Source organism: Flavobacterium sp. UBA4197 (assembly GCF_002379575.1).
Taxonomy (GTDB): Bacteria; Bacteroidota; Bacteroidia; order Flavobacteriales; family Flavobacteriaceae; genus Flavobacterium; species Flavobacterium inviolabile.
This window is the reverse complement of sequence record NZ_DFUB01000007.1, coordinates 23303-40410: the sequence shown is the minus strand read 5'-3', so window position 1 is coordinate 40410 and position 17108 is coordinate 23303. Positions and strand designations below refer to the sequence as shown.

Below are 17108 nucleotides of genomic sequence, written 5' to 3'. Positions count from 1 at the left end.
AATAAAAATAAGAAGATATTTTTTTTTGTTATTTTTGAAAAAGATAGTGGAAAGCTCTTTTAAAGAGCTTTTTTTATGGCATGGCGTTTCGCCGGAATGTTTATTTATAACTGCTTATGATTAATACAAAAGATATCACTTTTTCGTACGGGAAAGAAACTGCGTTTGCTTTTCCCGATATTCAATGCCGGGATGGGGAAGCTATCCTGATTACAGGCGGTTCCGGAAAAGGAAAAACAACATTGCTGCATTTACTGGGAGGATTGTTACGGCCGCAAAGCGGAGCGATTCAGGTGAACAATACTGATATTGGTGCGCTTTCCGAAAAAAAGCTGGACCATTTCAGAGGGGAAAATATCGGACTGGTTTTACAGCAATCCCATTTTATTGAATCTTTTTCGGTTCTGGAAAATGTAGCCCTGGCTTCCTGGCTGGCAACCGGAAAACAGCGTATCGAAAAAGCAAAATCATTATTGAAACACCTGGATCTTGAAAAACAAATGCATAAACTGCCGTCCCAGTTAAGTATCGGGCAGCAGCAGCGTGTTTCTATTGCAAGAGCACTTATTAATGAGCCCAAAGTTTTATTAGCCGATGAGCCGACTTCGAGCCTGGATGATGAAAATGCCTTTAAGGTAGCCGATCTTTTGGGTAACTTATCAAAAGAATTCCAATCGGCATTAGTGATCGTAACCCACGATTCCCGATTAAAACAACGTTTCACCAATCAAATTTCCTTATCATGATTACGAAATTAGCCTGGCGAAATACATGGTTTAAGCCGCTAAACACCACTTTAAGTATTATTTTGCTCACGGCGAGTGTGGCGATTATTACCGTTTTGATCTTATTGCAAAAACAGTTTGAAGACCAGTTTTCCAGTAATGCAGACGGGGTCGATTTAGTACTGGGAGCACAGGGAAGCCCGTTGCAGTTAATACTGTCTTCGGTGTATCAGGTGGATGCGCCAACCGGAAACATCGACTATCCTGAAGCTAAAAAATGGATGGAAAACCCGTTTGTAAAAACCGCTATTCCATTAGCCTTTGGCGACAATTACCACGGATTTAAAATTGTAGGAACCACACCGGATTACCTGGCAAAATATGACGCAAAGATTGTTTCCGGAAAAATATTCGAAAACAATTTTGAAGTCGTTATCGGAAGTGAAATTGCTAAAAAGCTAAACCTGAAAGCTGGCGATACATTTTTCGGTTCTCATGGTGATGCCGAAGAAGGCGAAGTACATGAGGAACATGCCTATAAAATTGTAGGTGTGGCATCAAAAACAGGAAAAGTGATCGATAACCTTATTCTGTCCAATATACAGAGTGTCTGGGCAATGCATGACAGTCACGAGCATGCTGAAGAAGCTGAGCATGATCACGGGCACGAAGAAGGACATGTACATGAAGAAGGAGAAGCGCATCATCACGATCACGATCATGACCACGAAATGCCGCAAATTAGCGAAGAAGGAAAAGAGATTACCGCAGTATTGTTAAAGTTCCGGAACAAAATGGGAATTGTAACCTGGCCGAGAATGATTCCGCAAAACACAAAAATGCAGGCGGCCTCGCCGGCTATTGAAATAAACCGCTTGTTCACCTTGTTTGGTATTGGATTGCAGGCATTGCAATACCTGGCTTACGGGATCATGCTGATTTCCGGGATCAGTATTTTTATAGCGCTGTACAATACGCTGAAAGAAAGAAAATACGAATTTGCCTTATTGCGGGTCAATGGTGCAACACGTTTTCAGCTGCTTTACCTTGTGGTTATTGAGAGTTTGATTTTATGTGTGCTCGGATTCCTTTTTGGAACAATTGTTGGAAGAATAGCCCTGACCTTTATCTCGGGATCATCGGAAGAAGAGTTTAAAATGTCCTTTAACCCTTTTGAGTTTGTTTGGGAAAAGGAAGGATTTTTATTTTTAGTAACTATATTTGTCGGGATTTTAGCGGCTGTTATTCCGGCGGTTAAAGCCTACCGACTTAATATTTCAAAAACATTAGCAAATGCGTAAAAAACATATTTTAGCAGTGGCTCTGATGGCAGTATTGCTGACATTGGAATACGTTTATCAGACAGATAAAAGCGAACAGCCTGAAGCACCGGTAAACCGGGTAGCGAAAGCCGGTTTTTTAGACTTTGACCATAATAGTCCGCTATTGGCAGCGAATCCGGATACACTTAGCTGGAAGCTGTTAGGCGATATAAAATATGTCAAAAAACAGGATAAAACCTATGGAGAAGTAATGTTTCCGCAGGTGAATACCAAACTGAAACTGACAAACAAAAGACGAATTGTGATGAGCGGGTTTATTATCCCGATCGATAATAAATCGTATGCCTTGAGCAAAAACGTATTCGCGTCTTGTTTTTTCTGTGGAAAATCAGGACCGGAAACCATCATGGGGATAAAATTTAAAGGAAGTACACCAAAATTAAAAACAGATCAGTATGTTACTATAGAAGGTAATTTCAGATACAATGATACAGATGTAGAGGATTGGGTTTACCATGTTGAAGATGCTGTTATTGTGAAAGGTGCTAAATAGAAGATTATTAAATGAGATTTACAGATAAAACGGATATTTTTTTTGATCTTGACCATACACTTTGGGATTTTGAGAAAAATTCAGCATTGGCTTTTCAGGCTATTTTTGAAAAACATGAAATTAAAATTCCGCTGGATGACTTTCTGAAACATTATGTTCCGGTTAATACAAAATACTGGAAATTATACCGTGAAGAAAAGATCAGCCAGAAGGATCTGCGTTACAACAGGTTTAAAGAGGTATTCGATTTGTTGGCTTTTCAGATTGATGATGAGAATATCAATTTCCTGGCACAGGAATACATCCTGTACCTGCCGCAGTTCAATTACCTTTTTGATGGAGCCATCGAGATTTTAGACTATCTGAAAGCGAAATATAATCTGCATATTATTACAAACGGTTTTCATGAGGTGCAGCAGGGAAAATTGCGGAATGCCAATATTGAACATTATTTTGTAACGATTACCAACTCGGAAAATGCAGGTGTTAAAAAACCGAATCCGAAAATATTTGAATATGCTTTGGATCTTGCCCGTACGGAAAAACATAAAAGCATTATGATTGGCGACAGCTTTGAAGCCGATATTGAAGGGGCGCTCAGCGTAGGACTGGATGCTATCTTTTTTAGTGACGGTAATATGGAAATTCAGAATACCGTACCGCAGGTAGGGCATTTACTGGAGCTTAAAAACATGCTCTAATCAAAAACAAAAGTTATACTAAACGAATACAAATGAAAAAGACCTTTATTTTACTGACGTTGCTGCTGTTGTCGATTACAGGATTCTCGCAAAAGCTGACAGAATATAAATATGTAATTGTACCGGCTAAATTTTCTTTTCTGAAAGATGCCAATAAATACAACCTGAATGCGTTGACCAAAATGGTTTTCGAAAAGAAAGGTTATGTGGTGTTGTATGATACCGATATACTGCCTGATGATCTGGCGAAAAACCGCTGCAAAGCTTTAAGTGCGGACATGTTAGAGGATAACACGCTTTTTTCTACGAAAATAAAGATCGAGCTGAAAGATTGTAAAAACCAGACCGTCTTTTTTTCGGAAGAGGGAACAAGCAGGCTGAAAGAGCTTGATAAAGCCTATATCCAGGCTTTCCGTATTGTCGGCAAGTCAATAGACGAAGGATTGGCAATGGCTAAACCTGCAACAAACCAAGAGGAAGAAGTGGCTGTTGTAAAAGAAGAGGCCGCGCCTAAAGCTGTCGAAACGGTAAAAGCTGTTGAAACAACAACACCTGTGGCTACAAAAACGGTAATTTCAGGTGCACTTTATGCTCAGCCTATTGCCGAAGGTTACCAGCTTGTAGATAGTACTCCGAAGATTGTAATGAAACTTTTAAAAACCGGAAATGCCGATATGTTCATCGCTAAAAAAGATGCCATTCAGGGTGTTCTGATTAAAAGAAATAACGCGTGGTATTTTGAATACTACCAAAATGAGAAATTGTTATCCGAAAAAATGGATATCAAATTCTAATAGTTGTATTTGTCTTTCCAGCGATTCTTTAAAAACTCCCGGGTCGAATTTTCACGGGAGTTATTTCCCGGTTCATAGAATATGGTATTTTGAAGGTCTTCAGGCAGAAATTCCTGGTCTACAAAATTGTTGGCATAATCATGAGCATATTTATACTCTTCCCCATAACCAAGTTCCTTCATTAACCTGGTCGGCGCATTCCGCAAGTGGATCGGTACCGGTAAATCACCGGTTTGTTTCACGAATTGCTGCGCTTTTCCAATAGCCATATAGCTGGCATTACTCTTAGGCGATGTAGCCAGGTAAATAGCACACTGGCTTAACAGTATCCGGCTTTCGGGATAACCGATAGCGGTTACCGCCTGAAAGGTATTGTTGGCCATGATCAATGCGGTAGGATTGGCATTTCCAATATCTTCCGAAGCTAAAATAAGCAAACGGCGGGCAATGAACTTCACGTCTTCACCACCTTCAATCATCCGGGCTAACCAATATACGGCACCATTAGGGTCGCTGCCGCGGATGGATTTTATAAAAGCAGAAACAATATCATAATGCTGTTCGCCGGTTTTGTCATACAAAACGGTATTTTTCTGAACCAGCTGCATTACCTTGTCGTTTGTAATCTCAATCGTATCGCCTTCGGATGCATTGATCACCAATTCGAAAATATTTAAAAGTTTTCTTCCGTCACCACCGGAAAGCCTTAGCAGGGCTTCGGTTTCTTTCAGCGAGATGTTTTTGGCTTTTAAGATGGTGTCCTGTGCTATCGCGCGGTGCAATAATGCTTCCAGATCTTCTTTGGAAAACGCATTTAAGATATAAACCTGACATCTTGACAATAAAGCGGGAATAACTTCAAAACTCGGATTTTCGGTAGTTGCCCCAATGAGCGTTACCCAGCCTTTTTCGACAGCTGCCAGTAAGGAATCCTGCTGCGATTTGCTGAAACGGTGGATCTCATCAATAAATAAAATAGGGTTTTTAGCCGTAAACAAACCGCCGCTTTGTTTTGCCTTGTCGATCACTTCACGCACGTCTTTTACTCCCGAATTAATAGCACTCAAAACATAGAAAGGACGTTTGCTTTCCTGTGCCATGATTTGTGCCAGGGTTGTTTTTCCGGTACCCGGCGGTCCCCACAAAATAAGGGATGGAATGATCCCGCGGGAAATCTGAAGGGTTAAGGAACCTTGCGGCCCTACTAAATGCGACTGACTGATATATTCGGATAAATGCTGTGGACGTATACGTTCTGCTAAAGGTGCTTCCATGATGTAAAATTACAAAAAAGATTTTTTTATATGGCGGGAATACCGGGCTTAATAGTGATGTGTTTTGTCGGAAATGCGGTGCGGAAAGTTTTTTTAACAACTGCTTGTAAAGAATGAACTGACAAAAAAGCATTAAAAAACTTTTGGTTATGTTTTTGTTGGTGTTTGTGTAGAAAAAAAGAATAGATGAAAGATATTGACTTTAAATTTTCACCTTCTGTAATTGCCTGGCCGTTATATTTCGTCCTGAGTTTATGGCTGGTTTTCTGGGTTGAGGTGAAATTCAAAATAAGCCTTTCGGAATATGGTATTTATCCCAGAACCTTATCCGGTTTGAAAGGTGTGCTCTTTAGCCCTTTCCTGCATGGCGATCTCAAACATTTATATAATAACTCCATTCCGCTGTTAATGCTGATCGCTTCCTTGCGCTATTTTTACAGAAAGCAGGCATTGGAAGTGATGGTTTACGGTATCCTGCTTTCCGGATTCGGAACCTGGCTGATCGGGCGGGAGAGCTACCATATTGGTGCCAGCGGACTGATTTATGTATTGGTAAGTTTTATGTTCTTTAAAGGAATACAAACAAAGTATTACCGCCTGGTGGCGTTATCGCTTACGATTATTGTACTGTATGGCGGAATGATCTGGTATGTTTTCCCGAGTGCCGAACAGAATATTTCCTGGGAAGGACATTTAGCCGGTTTTATTACAGGTTACCTGCTGTCCTTTTTCATGAAAACACCGGAATATCAAAAGTCCATTCGGTACGATTGGGAACGCCCAGATTTCGATCCTTCAACCGATCCGTTTATGAAGCATTTTGATGAAAACGGCAATTTTGTAAACCTGCCGAAAGAGGAGGAAACAGTGATAGAACCTGCCGATGAAAGTCCGGGGCATTATGCCACTCCGAGTATGCCGGTGTATTACCGGATCATTTACCGAAGCAATGAGGAAAGTACAGGAGAAAATAAGGAATAAAAAAAGGATTGGGTACCCAATCCTTTTTTTGTGTTATATATGTTTTTATAAACTTCTCTGACGTACGGTTTCGTATAAAAAGGCACCGCAGGCAACGGATACATTTAAAGAGGAAATGGTTCCGAACATTGGCAGTTTGGCTTTCTCGTCTACAATTTTTAAAACCGAAGGATTCACACCACGGTCCTCACTACCCATGATAATGGCAAGCGGCTCATTCAGGCTAATGTCATAAATGTTGTGCTCTGTTTTTTCGGTAGCCGCTATGGTTTTAATACCGGAACCCTGTAAATAGAAGATCGCATCTTTAATGTGGTCTACTTTACAGATAGGCACGTTAAAAACGGCACCAGCCGATGTTTTAACCGTATCACCGTTTACCGGAGCCGAACCTTGTTTCTGAACAATAATACCATCCACACCGGTACATTCTGCCGTACGGATAATCGCTCCGAAATTTCGGGCATCCGATAGCTGGTCCAAAATTAAGAATAATGGTTTTTTACCACTTTCAATTACCGATTCAACCAGGTTTTCCAAAGTGTAAAAAGAAATAGGAGCAATACTCGCCACCGCTCCCTGGTGGTTATTGTGGGTTAAGCGGTTTAGTTTTTCTACCGGGACATAAGAAAAATTAATGTTGTTTTTCTTAAGTGTTTTCATCAATTCCTGCATCAAATCACCTTGCGCATCTTTTTGAATAAAAACCTTGTCAATCTCTTTTCCTGCATGTACGGCTTCAATGATTGCCCTGATTCCGAATATCTGATGTTCTTTTTCCATGGGGCAAAGATAAAAAAACCATCACATAAATACTGTGATGGTTTTTAAATAACTCAAATAAAAGACAGCGGGTTAATTTGTATCCCAGATTAACTTCGTGTCTAATTTGTCTCCTCCGATGTTTTGGGAAGCTTCAAGGTATTTTGCCGGGTTGAGATCTTTCTGGTTTACCGGATAGGTGAGCCTTGAAGGCATTTCTGTTAATTGTTTCAGAGGTGTGAAGATATAGGTGTAAGATCCGTTGATAGGATTGATGAGCGTGCCGGTTCCGCCCGGCTGGATCAGGATGTTCGGGAAACCGGTTCTTCGCCATTCTGCCCAGGCTTCATAAGGCTGCATAAACAGGGCGATATATTTTTGTGTCAGTACCGTTTCCTGGGTTGCTGCCGGAAGTGCCGCAATATAAGCATCGATGGCTGTTTGCGTAACATTCCATTTTGCCATCGAGGCCCGAATGCCTTTTTCGTAGTGGCTCTGGCTCCAGCCGTTCACTTCGGATAACAGGAATTCAACTTCGGCATATTCCATTAGGTACTCGGTATAATCCGGTCTGAAAATGCTGTAACTGTAATGGCAGACACCGCTAACCTGGCTGTTTGTCTGGCCGGAAGTAATTCCGTATGGCATTCCCTGGTATTTGCTCAGGTCGCTGGTTTCCGTATAATTATTGTTTAGCGAATTGATTTTTGAAGTACCTCTTGGCGCCAGTATTTTTTGTAATCTCGGGTCGGTGCTAAAAGGGCCGATCTGTCCTTTTAAAAGATCGGTAAAGGTTTTCGAAACAGTATAATCGGTTCTGTTGTCTACAAAAAAGGCACGGTAGGTGGGTGCCGGGTTTACAGAATTGGCTTCGAACCGGACACCTATATTATCATTGGCAGAGAGCATTACTCCGGAAGCAATGGCTTCCTGGATATGGGCATTTGCCGATGGGATAACGTTTTTTACCCGGTTGGCGATTCGTAAGCGCAGGGAATTTCCAAAGCGTTTCAGCTTTACAGCGGTGCCAAAAAAGTTATCCTGGTTGTTGTAAAAAACATTGTCGGTAAGGTCAATCATCGCTACAGCCTCCTTTAGTTCTTTTAGCAAATCGGCATAGATTTTTTGCTGTGAGGCAAATTTCGGCGTGAGGTTATTAATGTCCAAAGCCTGGAAATCGGGATCGTCACTCCCAAAAGAATAGTAAGGAATGTCGCCGTAAGTGTCCACGAGATTGTGAAAGATATATGCGAGCATGATCCGGGCGGCAGCTATCTGATTGTTAGTATTGCCATAAACAGACATTCCGGAAGCCGTAGCGGGATCGGTATTGAGTTCAAGAACCGATTTGAAATTTTTCGCCTGTAAATAGTAGCTGTTAAACAAAGAGGTGTTGGTGGTTTCCCTGAATTGAAAACGGTCTTCCTCGGTATAATTCCGCTGCGCAGAATATTGTACCCAGGGTAAGGTCATCCGGGCAGAACCAAAGGATCCTCTCATGTTGACATCAACAATATTCCGGGTAGCGCTGTTAAACAAACCGGGAGTAGTAACATTCGTGGGATTGTTCGGGTTGGTGTTAATCTCGTCAAATCGGTCTGTACAACCGGTAAAGGTGAGAAGAGTGAGTAATAGTATTAATTTATTCATGATGTTTAATTTGAAAAGGTTAGATCTTAATTTCTATGTTCATACCGTAGGTTCTGGTTGAGGGCAATGAACCTCCTTCGATACCCTGAATGTTACCGCTTCCGTAACTGGTATTTTCAGGATCCATTCCTCTCCAGGCTAAGTTCCAGGCAAACAGGTTTCTTGCAAAAGCTGCAAAAGTGACACTGTTTATTTTCTTTCCAAGGAATTTTTTAGGCAGGCTGTACCCCAGAGTAGCTTCTCTTAATTTGATATAACCGGCATCGAAGACGTTTTGGGCATCTACACCATTATAGTGTGCTCTTGCCCAGTTATACCCGGAAAGTACGGTGGTGTTCGGTGAGCCGTCTGCTTTGATACCTTCCAGTACAATTCCGTTTTCGCGAATCCCGTTTGCAGCTGTGGCTTCTAAAAGCCCGGAATAGGAACCCCACATGTGTGAGGTGGAAAAATAGCTTCCTCCTTTTTGAATATCAATTAAAAATCCGAGGTTGATGCCTTTGTATTGGAAAGCATTGCGGATTCCCATATTGTAATCCGGAATTATGGAACCTAATGCTTTTCGTTCGCCAACTTTATAGGTTCCGTTTGCGTTGATTATTTTGTTGCCATTCTCATCATAGGCATAATCGTTGCCGTATATCTGTCCGTATTTTTCACCAACCACCGCTAATAATGAAACACTGAAAGGGGCATTTACCAGCGTTAAGGATTGGGTGTCTTCATATAAGGAAAGCAGTTTGTTGTTGTTTTTTGAAAAGTTCCAGGTAATGTCCCAGCTAAAGTCGTTTGTTTTTATGGGTGTAAGGTATACTGATGCTTCAATACCGCGGTTGCGCAGTTTGCCGGCATTTATATATTTTGATGTAAACCCGGTGGAAGAAGTAATCTGTAAAGGGGTAATCAGATCTTTGGTGATGTCTTCATAAAGCGAAATGTCGAATCCGATCCGGTTGTTCAGCAATTTCATTTCCAATCCTATTTCTTTGCTGGTTTTTATTTCCGGAACTAAATCGGGATTGTTTGCTGTTGACTGATTGGAATAGGAAGGGATGTCCTGAAACGGCGTGCCGATGTTGTAATAATTGGCAATTACATAAGGCGAAGCGCCATTACTCACCCGTGCCCAGCCGCTTCGGATTTTTCCATAGGATAGCCAGGAGGTGTCTTTTAGCAGTTCGGAGAAAATAAAGCTTCCGGTTACAGAAGGGTAGTTGGCTGCTTTTTTAACGGTTGAAAACCAGTCTTTCCTGTTGGTCGCTTCAAGAAACAGCATGTCTGCATATCCTAAGGATACCATGCCATACAGGCTGTTTACCCTTTCCTGTGAATCATAATTGGAAGAACGGGAAAGGTTTCTGGAATTGGAAAGGCTGTACAGGTTCGGGATAATCAATCCTCCGGAAGTAGTTCCGGATAAAGAGCTATAGCTTGAATGTCTCCGGTTTACCCCGACAAAAGTGTTCAGGCTTAATTTGTCCCAGCGTTTGTCAAGATGAAGGCGTCCTTCATAATTCATTTCGGAGACATTTCGCACTACCTGTGAATAGCCTGACTGTGCCTGTGAGTAAACGGCAACCCGTTCTCTGGTGGTAAGGTTGTACAGGTCGCCGTAAACATTTCCAACCACATAAAGGTTTGTTTGTTTGTTTGTTTGTGTGAAATTGTATTTCAGCTTGATGTTCCCGATGTAACGGTTTCGCCGGTCTTCGGAAGTGTTTTCATAAACAGACCAGTAAGGATTGTCGCTATACAAGGGTGTCGCATCGTCCCATGATGCCCTGTTCCAGGAACGCTGCATTCCGTTAGCGAGTTTGTAATCTTTTAAAGCATCATAATCCAGTTGTCGTTGCGTCCACTGGAAAAATTTCTGGGCTACAGAGTTGTCGCCATATCCCTGCTCGGGTCGGTTAAAGCCTTTTGTTCCGGTATAGGTTAGCATACCGTCAAAGCGCAGCTGTTTGTTTAACTCTGCCCCGCCATTTATAGAAAATGTATTTTTAGACAGCTTGGAATTGGGAACAATCCCTTCGGTAGTCTGGTTGCTGAAAGAAGTCCGGATGTTGTTTTTTTCGGTGGCATGACTCATCGCAATATTGGTTGTGGAGGTATAACCGGTATTGAAAAACGATTTGACCCCTTTTCTGGGGGCGACCCATGGTTTTGTGACCATATAATCGTTGGAAAACTCCGGATCGAATGCATTCCAGGGAAGATACATCAGGTTCGGATCATATCTTGGTCCCCAGCTTTCATCGGCACTATAATCCACTAAGTTATAAAGCTGACCGTTAATGGTAGCAGTAGGTAAGGTGGTCGAAGAGCCGCCGCCGTATTCGTTTTGCAGTACCGGCATTATATTAATGCTTTCCAGTGTTAATCCTGTTTTTAACGATACTTCCGACCGGCCTTTTTTACCGGATTTTGTGGTGTACATGATTACCCCGTTAGCCGCTCTCGATCCGTATAAAGCAGCGGCAGGACCTCCTTTCAGGACGGAAACGGATTCGATGTCGTCCGGATTGATATCGGCAGAAGCGTCACCGTAATCCCTTCCGCCGGCACCTCTCTGGGTTGCTGTGCTGTTGTAGTTTGAATTGTCCATCGGAATACCGTCAATAACAATGAGCGGGCGGTTGTTCTGGGTTACAGAGCCGATACCCCTGATGAGGATTCGTGCCGAGCCGCCCATAGAAGAAGGTGCCGTTACCTGAACTCCGGCAATATTTCCCGATAGCGCACTGAGGGCATTGGTTTGTCCGGCCTGATTGATGACGTCACCTTTTACTTCCTGAGCCGAATAGCCAATGGCCTTCTTTTCCCTTTTTATGCCTAATGCCGTTACTATAATGTCCTGAAGTTCTGTAGTGTTTTCTTCCAGTGTGATGTTCAGGGTAGTGGAAGTCGCCCTGACTTCCTGCGTTTTCATTCCGATAAACGTAATGACTAATGTTGCGGCCGGACTTACCCGGATAGAAAAATTCCCGTTGATGTCGGTTTGTGTACCGTTAGTTGTTCCTTTTTCCATAACACCGGCTCTTGGAATCGGGAAATTATTCAGATCGGTAATTTTACCGCTAACCAGTCGTTCCTGTGCAAAAAGATTTTGGAGGACTAATACAAAGATTAGTGTGACATAAAATTTAAACTGTGTTTTCATCGTAAATATGTTATGGTTTTATCGCTAACATAGTTAAAATGATTGTTGATTATCAGTTGTTTAGATACTCAAATATACACAGCTGTGTTTTTTTGGATATAATGGATTAAAGAATTGATTTTACTGCTGTAATTGTGATAATTTTCGATTTAAATGATGAAATAGCAATGAAAATTGAAATGGATACCGGTAGTTTTGTTTTTAAAATACTGATTGTTAGTTTGTTGAGTGTGATATGAGTGTTTTGTTGCGGCAGTATTGTGGCAAAGCGGAATAAAACGGGGTATGTTTTTGTTTTTTTAATCAATGCATAAGGGATAAACATAAAAAAACCATCACAAAAATGCTGTGATGGTTTTTAAATAACTCAAATAAAAGAACTAAGTTTTAATTTACGTCCCAGAAAACTTTTGTGGTAAGCTTGTCGCCGCCAATAGCAGCACTTGCCGCCTGGTAGCTGTTACCGTTAACGGTTTGTTCGTTAACAGGATAGGTTAGCCTAACCGGTATTTTGCCTTCTGCAACAGGGAATGCACTGGGAGGAGCAGTAAGCCCGGGTGCATCTAATCTTCTGAAGGAGTTCCAGGATTCAAAGCCTCTGTTGTACAGTGCTATCCATGCCTGTTTTCCTATTTTTTCTTTCCAGGTTCCGGCTGCCGTAGCATAGGCTACCGTACTTTGTCCAAGATAGGTCGTGATATCGCCGGTTGGGATGTTCCAGTAATTTAATGATGCGGTAATGGCCGCACTATAGTAAGTATCTGGTGTACCACCCACGTTATAACCTCTGGCTGCTGCTTCTGCTAGGTAGAAGTTAACTTCTGCCGCATCGAATAGCACTCCTTTGGCATCTGCCTTTTTGATTTCGTCCCCTATGTGGGAATAAGACGTTTCATAAGGTTGTGTATTGGTATATCCGTATGCACCGCCCACATAGCTTCCGTCTGCCATTGGGGTGAAAAATACAGGTCTTCTGGGATCGTTTAGGGTGTTCAGCTCATCAACAAACACAGATGTGGGAACAAAGTCATTTCTGTTGCTGGCAACCAATTCTCCGAAAATCTGGTTGTAGTTTGGCGAAAAGGAATTGAACTGTACCAGAGCGTTGTCGCTATTTGCTGTGATCACACCGGCTGTATAAGCACTTTCAATGGTGGACTGAGCCAGGGAGTTGTTTACATCCGAAATGTTGATCGCCAGTTTTACTTTCAGGGAATTGGCAAACAGTTTCCATTTGGCAATATTACCGTTGTATAGTAAATCTCCTTTGCTGAAAGAAGCAAAGTTGGCATCCAATTGTGCTGTGGCGGCATTCAGCCTGCTAAGCAAATCAAGATAGATTGCCTGGTCGTCGTCATATTTCGGTAAAACAATGTTAACCGGCTGTAAGGCTTCCGTGTAGGGAACATCTCCGAAGGAGTCTACCAATATCTGGTAAGTGTACACATTTAAGATTTCGATAATAGCCGATTTGTTGATCTGTATTTTATCCCATGTGGCCTGATCGATGTTTTCCGGTTTTGCTTCGGCATCAACTACTTCCTTGGCTGTTTTTAAGTTTCCTAAAACACGGGTATATAAAACTCTCCAGTGGTTGTCCGGAATTCTTCTGCTGGTAAGATTGTATCGGGATTCGGCTCTGTATAGGGTTGCCGCCCAATATTGCGAAAAATAGCGGAATACGTTCAGGTTAACACTTGGTGTTGTCATCTGGTCGGTTAATTCTTTTTGCGAGTTCGATAATAACGCTTCGGCACTGGCGGTATAAGTCTTGCTGGTGTCGTCGTTAAAGTCGATATCATCATTAACACATCCTGTAAAGAATAATGATGCGATTGCTAGTATCGGGATTAATAACTTTTTCATCTTTTAGAAGTTTAATTTTACATTAAATGAATATACTTTAACCGAAGGCATTACACCAGACTGGTATCCTTGTATGTTTCCACCGGATGATCCGGCTTCCGGGTCTGAATATGGAGTGTTTTTATGAATGATCCATAAGTTGTTGCCCAGCAGGCTGAAAGAAGCTCCTTTGATAAAAGAACGACCCAGTAATTTTGCAGGCATGGTATAGGTTAAACCAACTTCTCTTAATTTTACAAAAGACGCATCATAAACATAGGCTTTTTCAGGAGTGGAATCTGCTCCGAAAACATTGGCAGATGCTGTTGCGTCTACACGGATGTCATTTGGCGTTCCGTCTTCTTTTACACCCGGAAGGATGATACCACCACCCTGGCTTAACGGGCTTCTGACAGGGTTTCCTAAATCGTTCAGCCCTGCTGTTTCCGGATATAAACCGGTTTCCTGTCCGTATGCCTGGTCAAGTGAGAAGATGCTACCGCCTTCTCTAACGTTAATCAGGAAGCTTAATGATAAATCTTTATAGGTTACTTTGTTGTACACACCGCCAATCCAGTCCGGTTGGATGTTACCCAATACCTGATCCTGTTTTTGAAGGTATAATCCATCGTCGCCAACTACCGGATTTCCGCTGCCATCATATACATAGTCTGTACCTCTGATGGTTCCGTATGGTTCGCCTACCGTTGCGTTCAGGGAAGTACGCTGGAAAGTAGTCAGTAACAGGTTGGTTCTTCCGGCATCTAGCGATAACAGCTTGTTGACGTTTTTAGACCAGTTCACATTGATCTGCCATGAGAAGTCGTTTGTTTTGATAGGGGTAGCGGTTAAAGCAACCTCGATACCTTTGTTTTCCAATTCCCCGGCGTTGATCTGTTTGGAGATGTATTGTGTTGCCGGCGATTGCGGAACAAAGAAAATCTGGTCTTTGGTATTGGTTTTGTATACCGAAGCATCCAGGCTCAATCGGTTTTTGAATATGGAAGCTTCCAGACCTAATTCCCATGAATGGGTGATTTCCGGTCTTAGTTTTTCAAATTCAATCAGCTGGTCGCTGTTTCCGAAAATCGGGTTGTTGTTAACGGAACCGTTGTTTTGTTTGGCACCAAGTCTTCCGTATAACGGGTCGTTACCCACTCTTGCGTAGTTTAATCTTAGTTTTGCAAACGAAAGCCAGTCTGCTTTTATCATTTCTGATAGGATGATACTGGTTCCGGCTGAATAGTAGTCATAACCACGGCTTGATTTTGGTAACGCGGTTGATTCGTCATGACGGAATGAACCTTCCAGGTAAACCATTTTTTTGAAGTCGATATTGGCCTGTCCGTAAACACCTGCTTTTTCATATTTAATGGTCGATTCCACCGGCGGAATGAATACGCTCGAATTGGAAAGGCTGTAAATACCCGGAATTAATAATCCACCGGCAGTTGCTCCTTCAAAAGAGTAGGAGTCGGCCCGGATAAAGTTAAAACCTCCGATTATTTTTGCAGACAGGTCCGAAGACAGGCTTAAGTCGTAGGTACCAATGATGTCGTAGTTTTGTTGCAGGAAGTCCCGGGTGAACATTACATATCCTGATGATTCTGTTGCCTGGTTTGTAACCTGCGAGATTCCAAATTCTTCGGCGTGGCTGCCTATTGCTTTTCTTAATTCCTGTTTGTCATAAGAATAGTCAATACCCACACGGCCTAACAGGTTGAAGTTTTTGGTTACATCAAAACTGATACTGGCTCCGGTTAACAAACGTTTTCTGTTATCGGTCGTGTAGTTTTCATATCTTTCAAAGTAGGGGTTGTTCCAGAAGTTTGGTCTTAAGTCACCGTTTGTCGGGTCGATCATGTTCCAGGTTACGTTACGTCCGGTTCTGAAATATTCGGAACGCAATTCCTGTACATCTACGTTAACAGGCCACCATTGTCTGAAACCGGTTAAGAGGTTATCACCATATCCAACGCTGTTTCTACCGGTTACACTCTGATGGGAGAATGTCATAAAAGAGTTTATCTTGATTTTGTCATTCAGATCTCTGGAGTAGTTACCGCTAATAGCGTTTTTAATTAATTTACTGTTTGGCATAATCCCGGTTTCGGAATTATTGGTATAGCTCAGGTTAAAAGCACTGTTGCTGTCGCCGCCATTCAGGGAAACGTTGTTCACATAGGAGGTTGAATTCTGGAAGAAAGTGCCCGGATCGTTCTGTGCCGCTACCCATGGGGTTGCCTGTCCGTAGTGTGGATTACCGGGTACGAATGCATTCCAGTTATACACCATTAAGGAAGGATTGAAGGCATTACCGTAGGAGGCATCGTCACCGGTTGAGGCGACTAAATCAGGAATCCCGTCTCCGTCTACATCAGCCGAATAGATACTGTCTTCTCCGGCATACCCCTGTCCGTATTCTTTCTGGTATTTCGGGAATGTGGATTTGTCATAATACCCTACCGATACTGTTGAGCTGACAGCGATACCAATATCGGAATTTTTTCTTCCTTTTTTAGTGGTAATCATGATCGCTCCCTGTTGGGCTAAACTTCCGTATAGCGCTGTAGCAGCAGCTCCTTTCAATACGTTTATCGACTCGATATTGTTCGGGTCAATATCGGCTGCAGCATTACCAAAGTCATAACCGTCTCTTCCGTTTACGGCATCTTTAGTGTTCAGGTTGGCATTACTGATCGGAATACCGTCTACGACTATTAATGCTTGGTTGTTACCGGTTATGGATTTCGATCCACGCAGTACAATGTTTGTGGATCCTCCAAAGTTGGAGTTGGTTTTTACATCCAGTCCGGCTACTTTACCGGCAAGATTGTTTACGAAATTTGTGGTTGGTGAGGAGTTTATCTGGCTTCCTTCTACTTTTTGAGAGGAATATCCTAAAGATTTTTTATCCCGGGTAATCCCTAAAGCGGTTACTACCACACCTTCTAATACTTTTGCTTCTTCATCTAATTTTACATTCATAACTGTAGATGCTGCCCTGATTTCTTGGGTCTTCATCCCAATAAATGAATAAACCAAAACTGCTGTAGGGCTTACTTTTATTTTATAGTTGCCATCAAAATCAGTTTGTGTTCCATTTGTGGTGCCTTTTACAATGACACTAACACCAGGTAGCGGTAAGCCACTTACATCTGTTACTTTACCGGAAACTGTTCTTTCTTGGGCAAAGAGATTTTGCACAAGTAACACCAATACAAGTGTTAAAAAAGCTTTGAATTTTGCTCTCATTTGTAGTTCTAATTACGGTTATGCGATCAAATTTCTTAAAAATCTCTTAAAAAAACAAGTGAAATGCAAATATTTTATTAAAATAATGAAATACTGATAATTTAAATCTTAACATTTGAGGGATT

The 17108-nt window shown here is 42.0% G+C and carries 12 protein-coding genes; 6 read left to right on the top strand and 6 right to left on the bottom strand.

Annotated features, from left to right (window positions below; all coding sequences use genetic code 11):
- Nucleotides 1-116: 116 nt before the first annotated feature.
- From B3394_RS03680 to B3394_RS03660, 5 genes are read left to right on the top strand one after another with little or no spacing between them, the layout of a single operon-like run.
- Nucleotides 117-746, top strand: coding sequence for an ABC transporter ATP-binding protein (locus tag B3394_RS03680; protein WP_286913007.1), 630 nt, complete (start codon nt 117-119; stop codon nt 744-746).
- Entirely contained in the window at nt 743-2026 is a 1284-nt protein-coding gene (locus B3394_RS03675) for an ABC transporter permease (RefSeq protein ID WP_286913004.1), read from the top strand. Before B3394_RS03680 ends, B3394_RS03675 begins: the two co-directional genes overlap by 4 nt.
- Nucleotides 2019-2561: a hypothetical protein gene (locus B3394_RS03670; RefSeq protein ID WP_273246404.1), complete on the top strand. Its 543-nt coding sequence runs from the start codon at nt 2019-2021 to the stop codon at nt 2559-2561. Before B3394_RS03675 ends, B3394_RS03670 begins: the two co-directional genes overlap by 8 nt.
- An 11-nt stretch (nt 2562-2572) precedes the next feature.
- A complete protein-coding gene (locus B3394_RS03665; RefSeq protein WP_177732406.1) occupies nt 2573-3262 on the top strand; it encodes a YjjG family noncanonical pyrimidine nucleotidase in 690 nt (229 codons plus the stop codon).
- Between the two features lie 32 nt (nt 3263-3294).
- Nucleotides 3295-4056 carry a hypothetical protein gene (locus tag B3394_RS03660; RefSeq protein WP_286912998.1) on the top strand — a complete coding sequence of 254 codons (762 nt, stop codon included), beginning with the start codon at nt 3295-3297 and terminating at the stop codon, nt 4054-4056.
- Here B3394_RS03660 and B3394_RS03655 read toward each other — a convergent pair.
- A complete protein-coding gene (locus tag B3394_RS03655) occupies nt 4053-5330 on the bottom strand; it encodes a replication-associated recombination protein A (protein ID WP_286912996.1) in 1278 nt (425 codons plus the stop codon). The two genes, B3394_RS03660 and B3394_RS03655, sit on opposite strands and share 4 nt — an antisense overlap.
- Before the next feature lie 186 nt (nt 5331-5516).
- Here B3394_RS03655 and B3394_RS03650 point away from each other — a divergent pair, with 186 nt between their 5' ends.
- Nucleotides 5517-6311: a rhomboid family intramembrane serine protease gene (locus B3394_RS03650; RefSeq protein WP_286912994.1), complete on the top strand. Its 795-nt coding sequence runs from the start codon at nt 5517-5519 to the stop codon at nt 6309-6311.
- Between the two features lie 45 nt (nt 6312-6356).
- Here the strand turns inward: B3394_RS03650 and rlmB are convergent, their stop codons facing one another.
- The 5 genes from rlmB to B3394_RS03625 form a co-directional block, all read right to left on the bottom strand.
- Entirely contained in the window at nt 6357-7094 is a 738-nt protein-coding gene (gene rlmB / locus B3394_RS03645) for a 23S rRNA (guanosine(2251)-2'-O)-methyltransferase RlmB (RefSeq protein WP_177732417.1), read from the bottom strand.
- A gap of 72 nt (nt 7095-7166) precedes the next feature.
- On the bottom strand, nt 7167-8723 hold the full coding sequence (locus B3394_RS03640; protein ID WP_286912988.1) for a SusD/RagB family nutrient-binding outer membrane lipoprotein: 1557 nt from the start codon (nt 8721-8723) through the stop codon (nt 7167-7169).
- A 19-nt stretch (nt 8724-8742) separates the two neighbouring features.
- Nucleotides 8743-11883 carry a SusC/RagA family TonB-linked outer membrane protein gene (locus B3394_RS03635; protein ID WP_286912986.1) on the bottom strand — a complete coding sequence of 1047 codons (3141 nt, stop codon included), beginning with the start codon at nt 11881-11883 and terminating at the stop codon, nt 8743-8745.
- Nucleotides 11884-12270: 387 nt separating this feature from the next.
- Nucleotides 12271-13749 carry a SusD/RagB family nutrient-binding outer membrane lipoprotein gene (locus B3394_RS03630; protein ID WP_286912983.1) on the bottom strand — a complete coding sequence of 493 codons (1479 nt, stop codon included), beginning with the start codon at nt 13747-13749 and terminating at the stop codon, nt 12271-12273.
- Between the two features lie 3 nt (nt 13750-13752).
- A complete protein-coding gene (locus tag B3394_RS03625) occupies nt 13753-16983 on the bottom strand; it encodes a SusC/RagA family TonB-linked outer membrane protein (RefSeq protein WP_177732426.1) in 3231 nt (1076 codons plus the stop codon).
- Between the last annotated feature and the right edge of the window lie 125 nt (nt 16984-17108).

Excerpts from the sequence above, each read along its gene's own strand:
- B3394_RS03680 (WP_286913007.1), top strand. The coding sequence starts at position 117 with ATGATTAATACAAAAGATATCACTTTTTCGTACGGGAAAGAAACTGCG.
- B3394_RS03675 (WP_286913004.1), top strand. The coding sequence starts at position 743 with ATGATTACGAAATTAGCCTGGCGAAATACATGGTTTAAGCCGCTAAAC.
- B3394_RS03670 (WP_273246404.1), top strand. The coding sequence starts at position 2,019 with ATGCGTAAAAAACATATTTTAGCAGTGGCTCTGATGGCAGTATTGCTG.
- B3394_RS03665 (WP_177732406.1), top strand. The coding sequence starts at position 2,573 with ATGAGATTTACAGATAAAACGGATATTTTTTTTGATCTTGACCATACA.
- B3394_RS03660 (WP_286912998.1), top strand. The coding sequence starts at position 3,295 with ATGAAAAAGACCTTTATTTTACTGACGTTGCTGCTGTTGTCGATTACA.
- B3394_RS03655 (WP_286912996.1), bottom strand. The coding sequence starts at position 5,330 with ATGGAAGCACCTTTAGCAGAACGTATACGTCCACAGCATTTATCCGAA.
- B3394_RS03650 (WP_286912994.1), top strand. The coding sequence starts at position 5,517 with ATGAAAGATATTGACTTTAAATTTTCACCTTCTGTAATTGCCTGGCCG.
- rlmB (WP_177732417.1), bottom strand. The coding sequence starts at position 7,094 with ATGGAAAAAGAACATCAGATATTCGGAATCAGGGCAATCATTGAAGCC.
- B3394_RS03640 (WP_286912988.1), bottom strand. The coding sequence starts at position 8,723 with ATGAATAAATTAATACTATTACTCACTCTTCTCACCTTTACCGGTTGT.
- B3394_RS03635 (WP_286912986.1), bottom strand. The coding sequence starts at position 11,883 with ATGAAAACACAGTTTAAATTTTATGTCACACTAATCTTTGTATTAGTC.
- B3394_RS03630 (WP_286912983.1), bottom strand. The coding sequence starts at position 13,749 with ATGAAAAAGTTATTAATCCCGATACTAGCAATCGCATCATTATTCTTT.
- B3394_RS03625 (WP_177732426.1), bottom strand. The coding sequence starts at position 16,983 with ATGAGAGCAAAATTCAAAGCTTTTTTAACACTTGTATTGGTGTTACTT.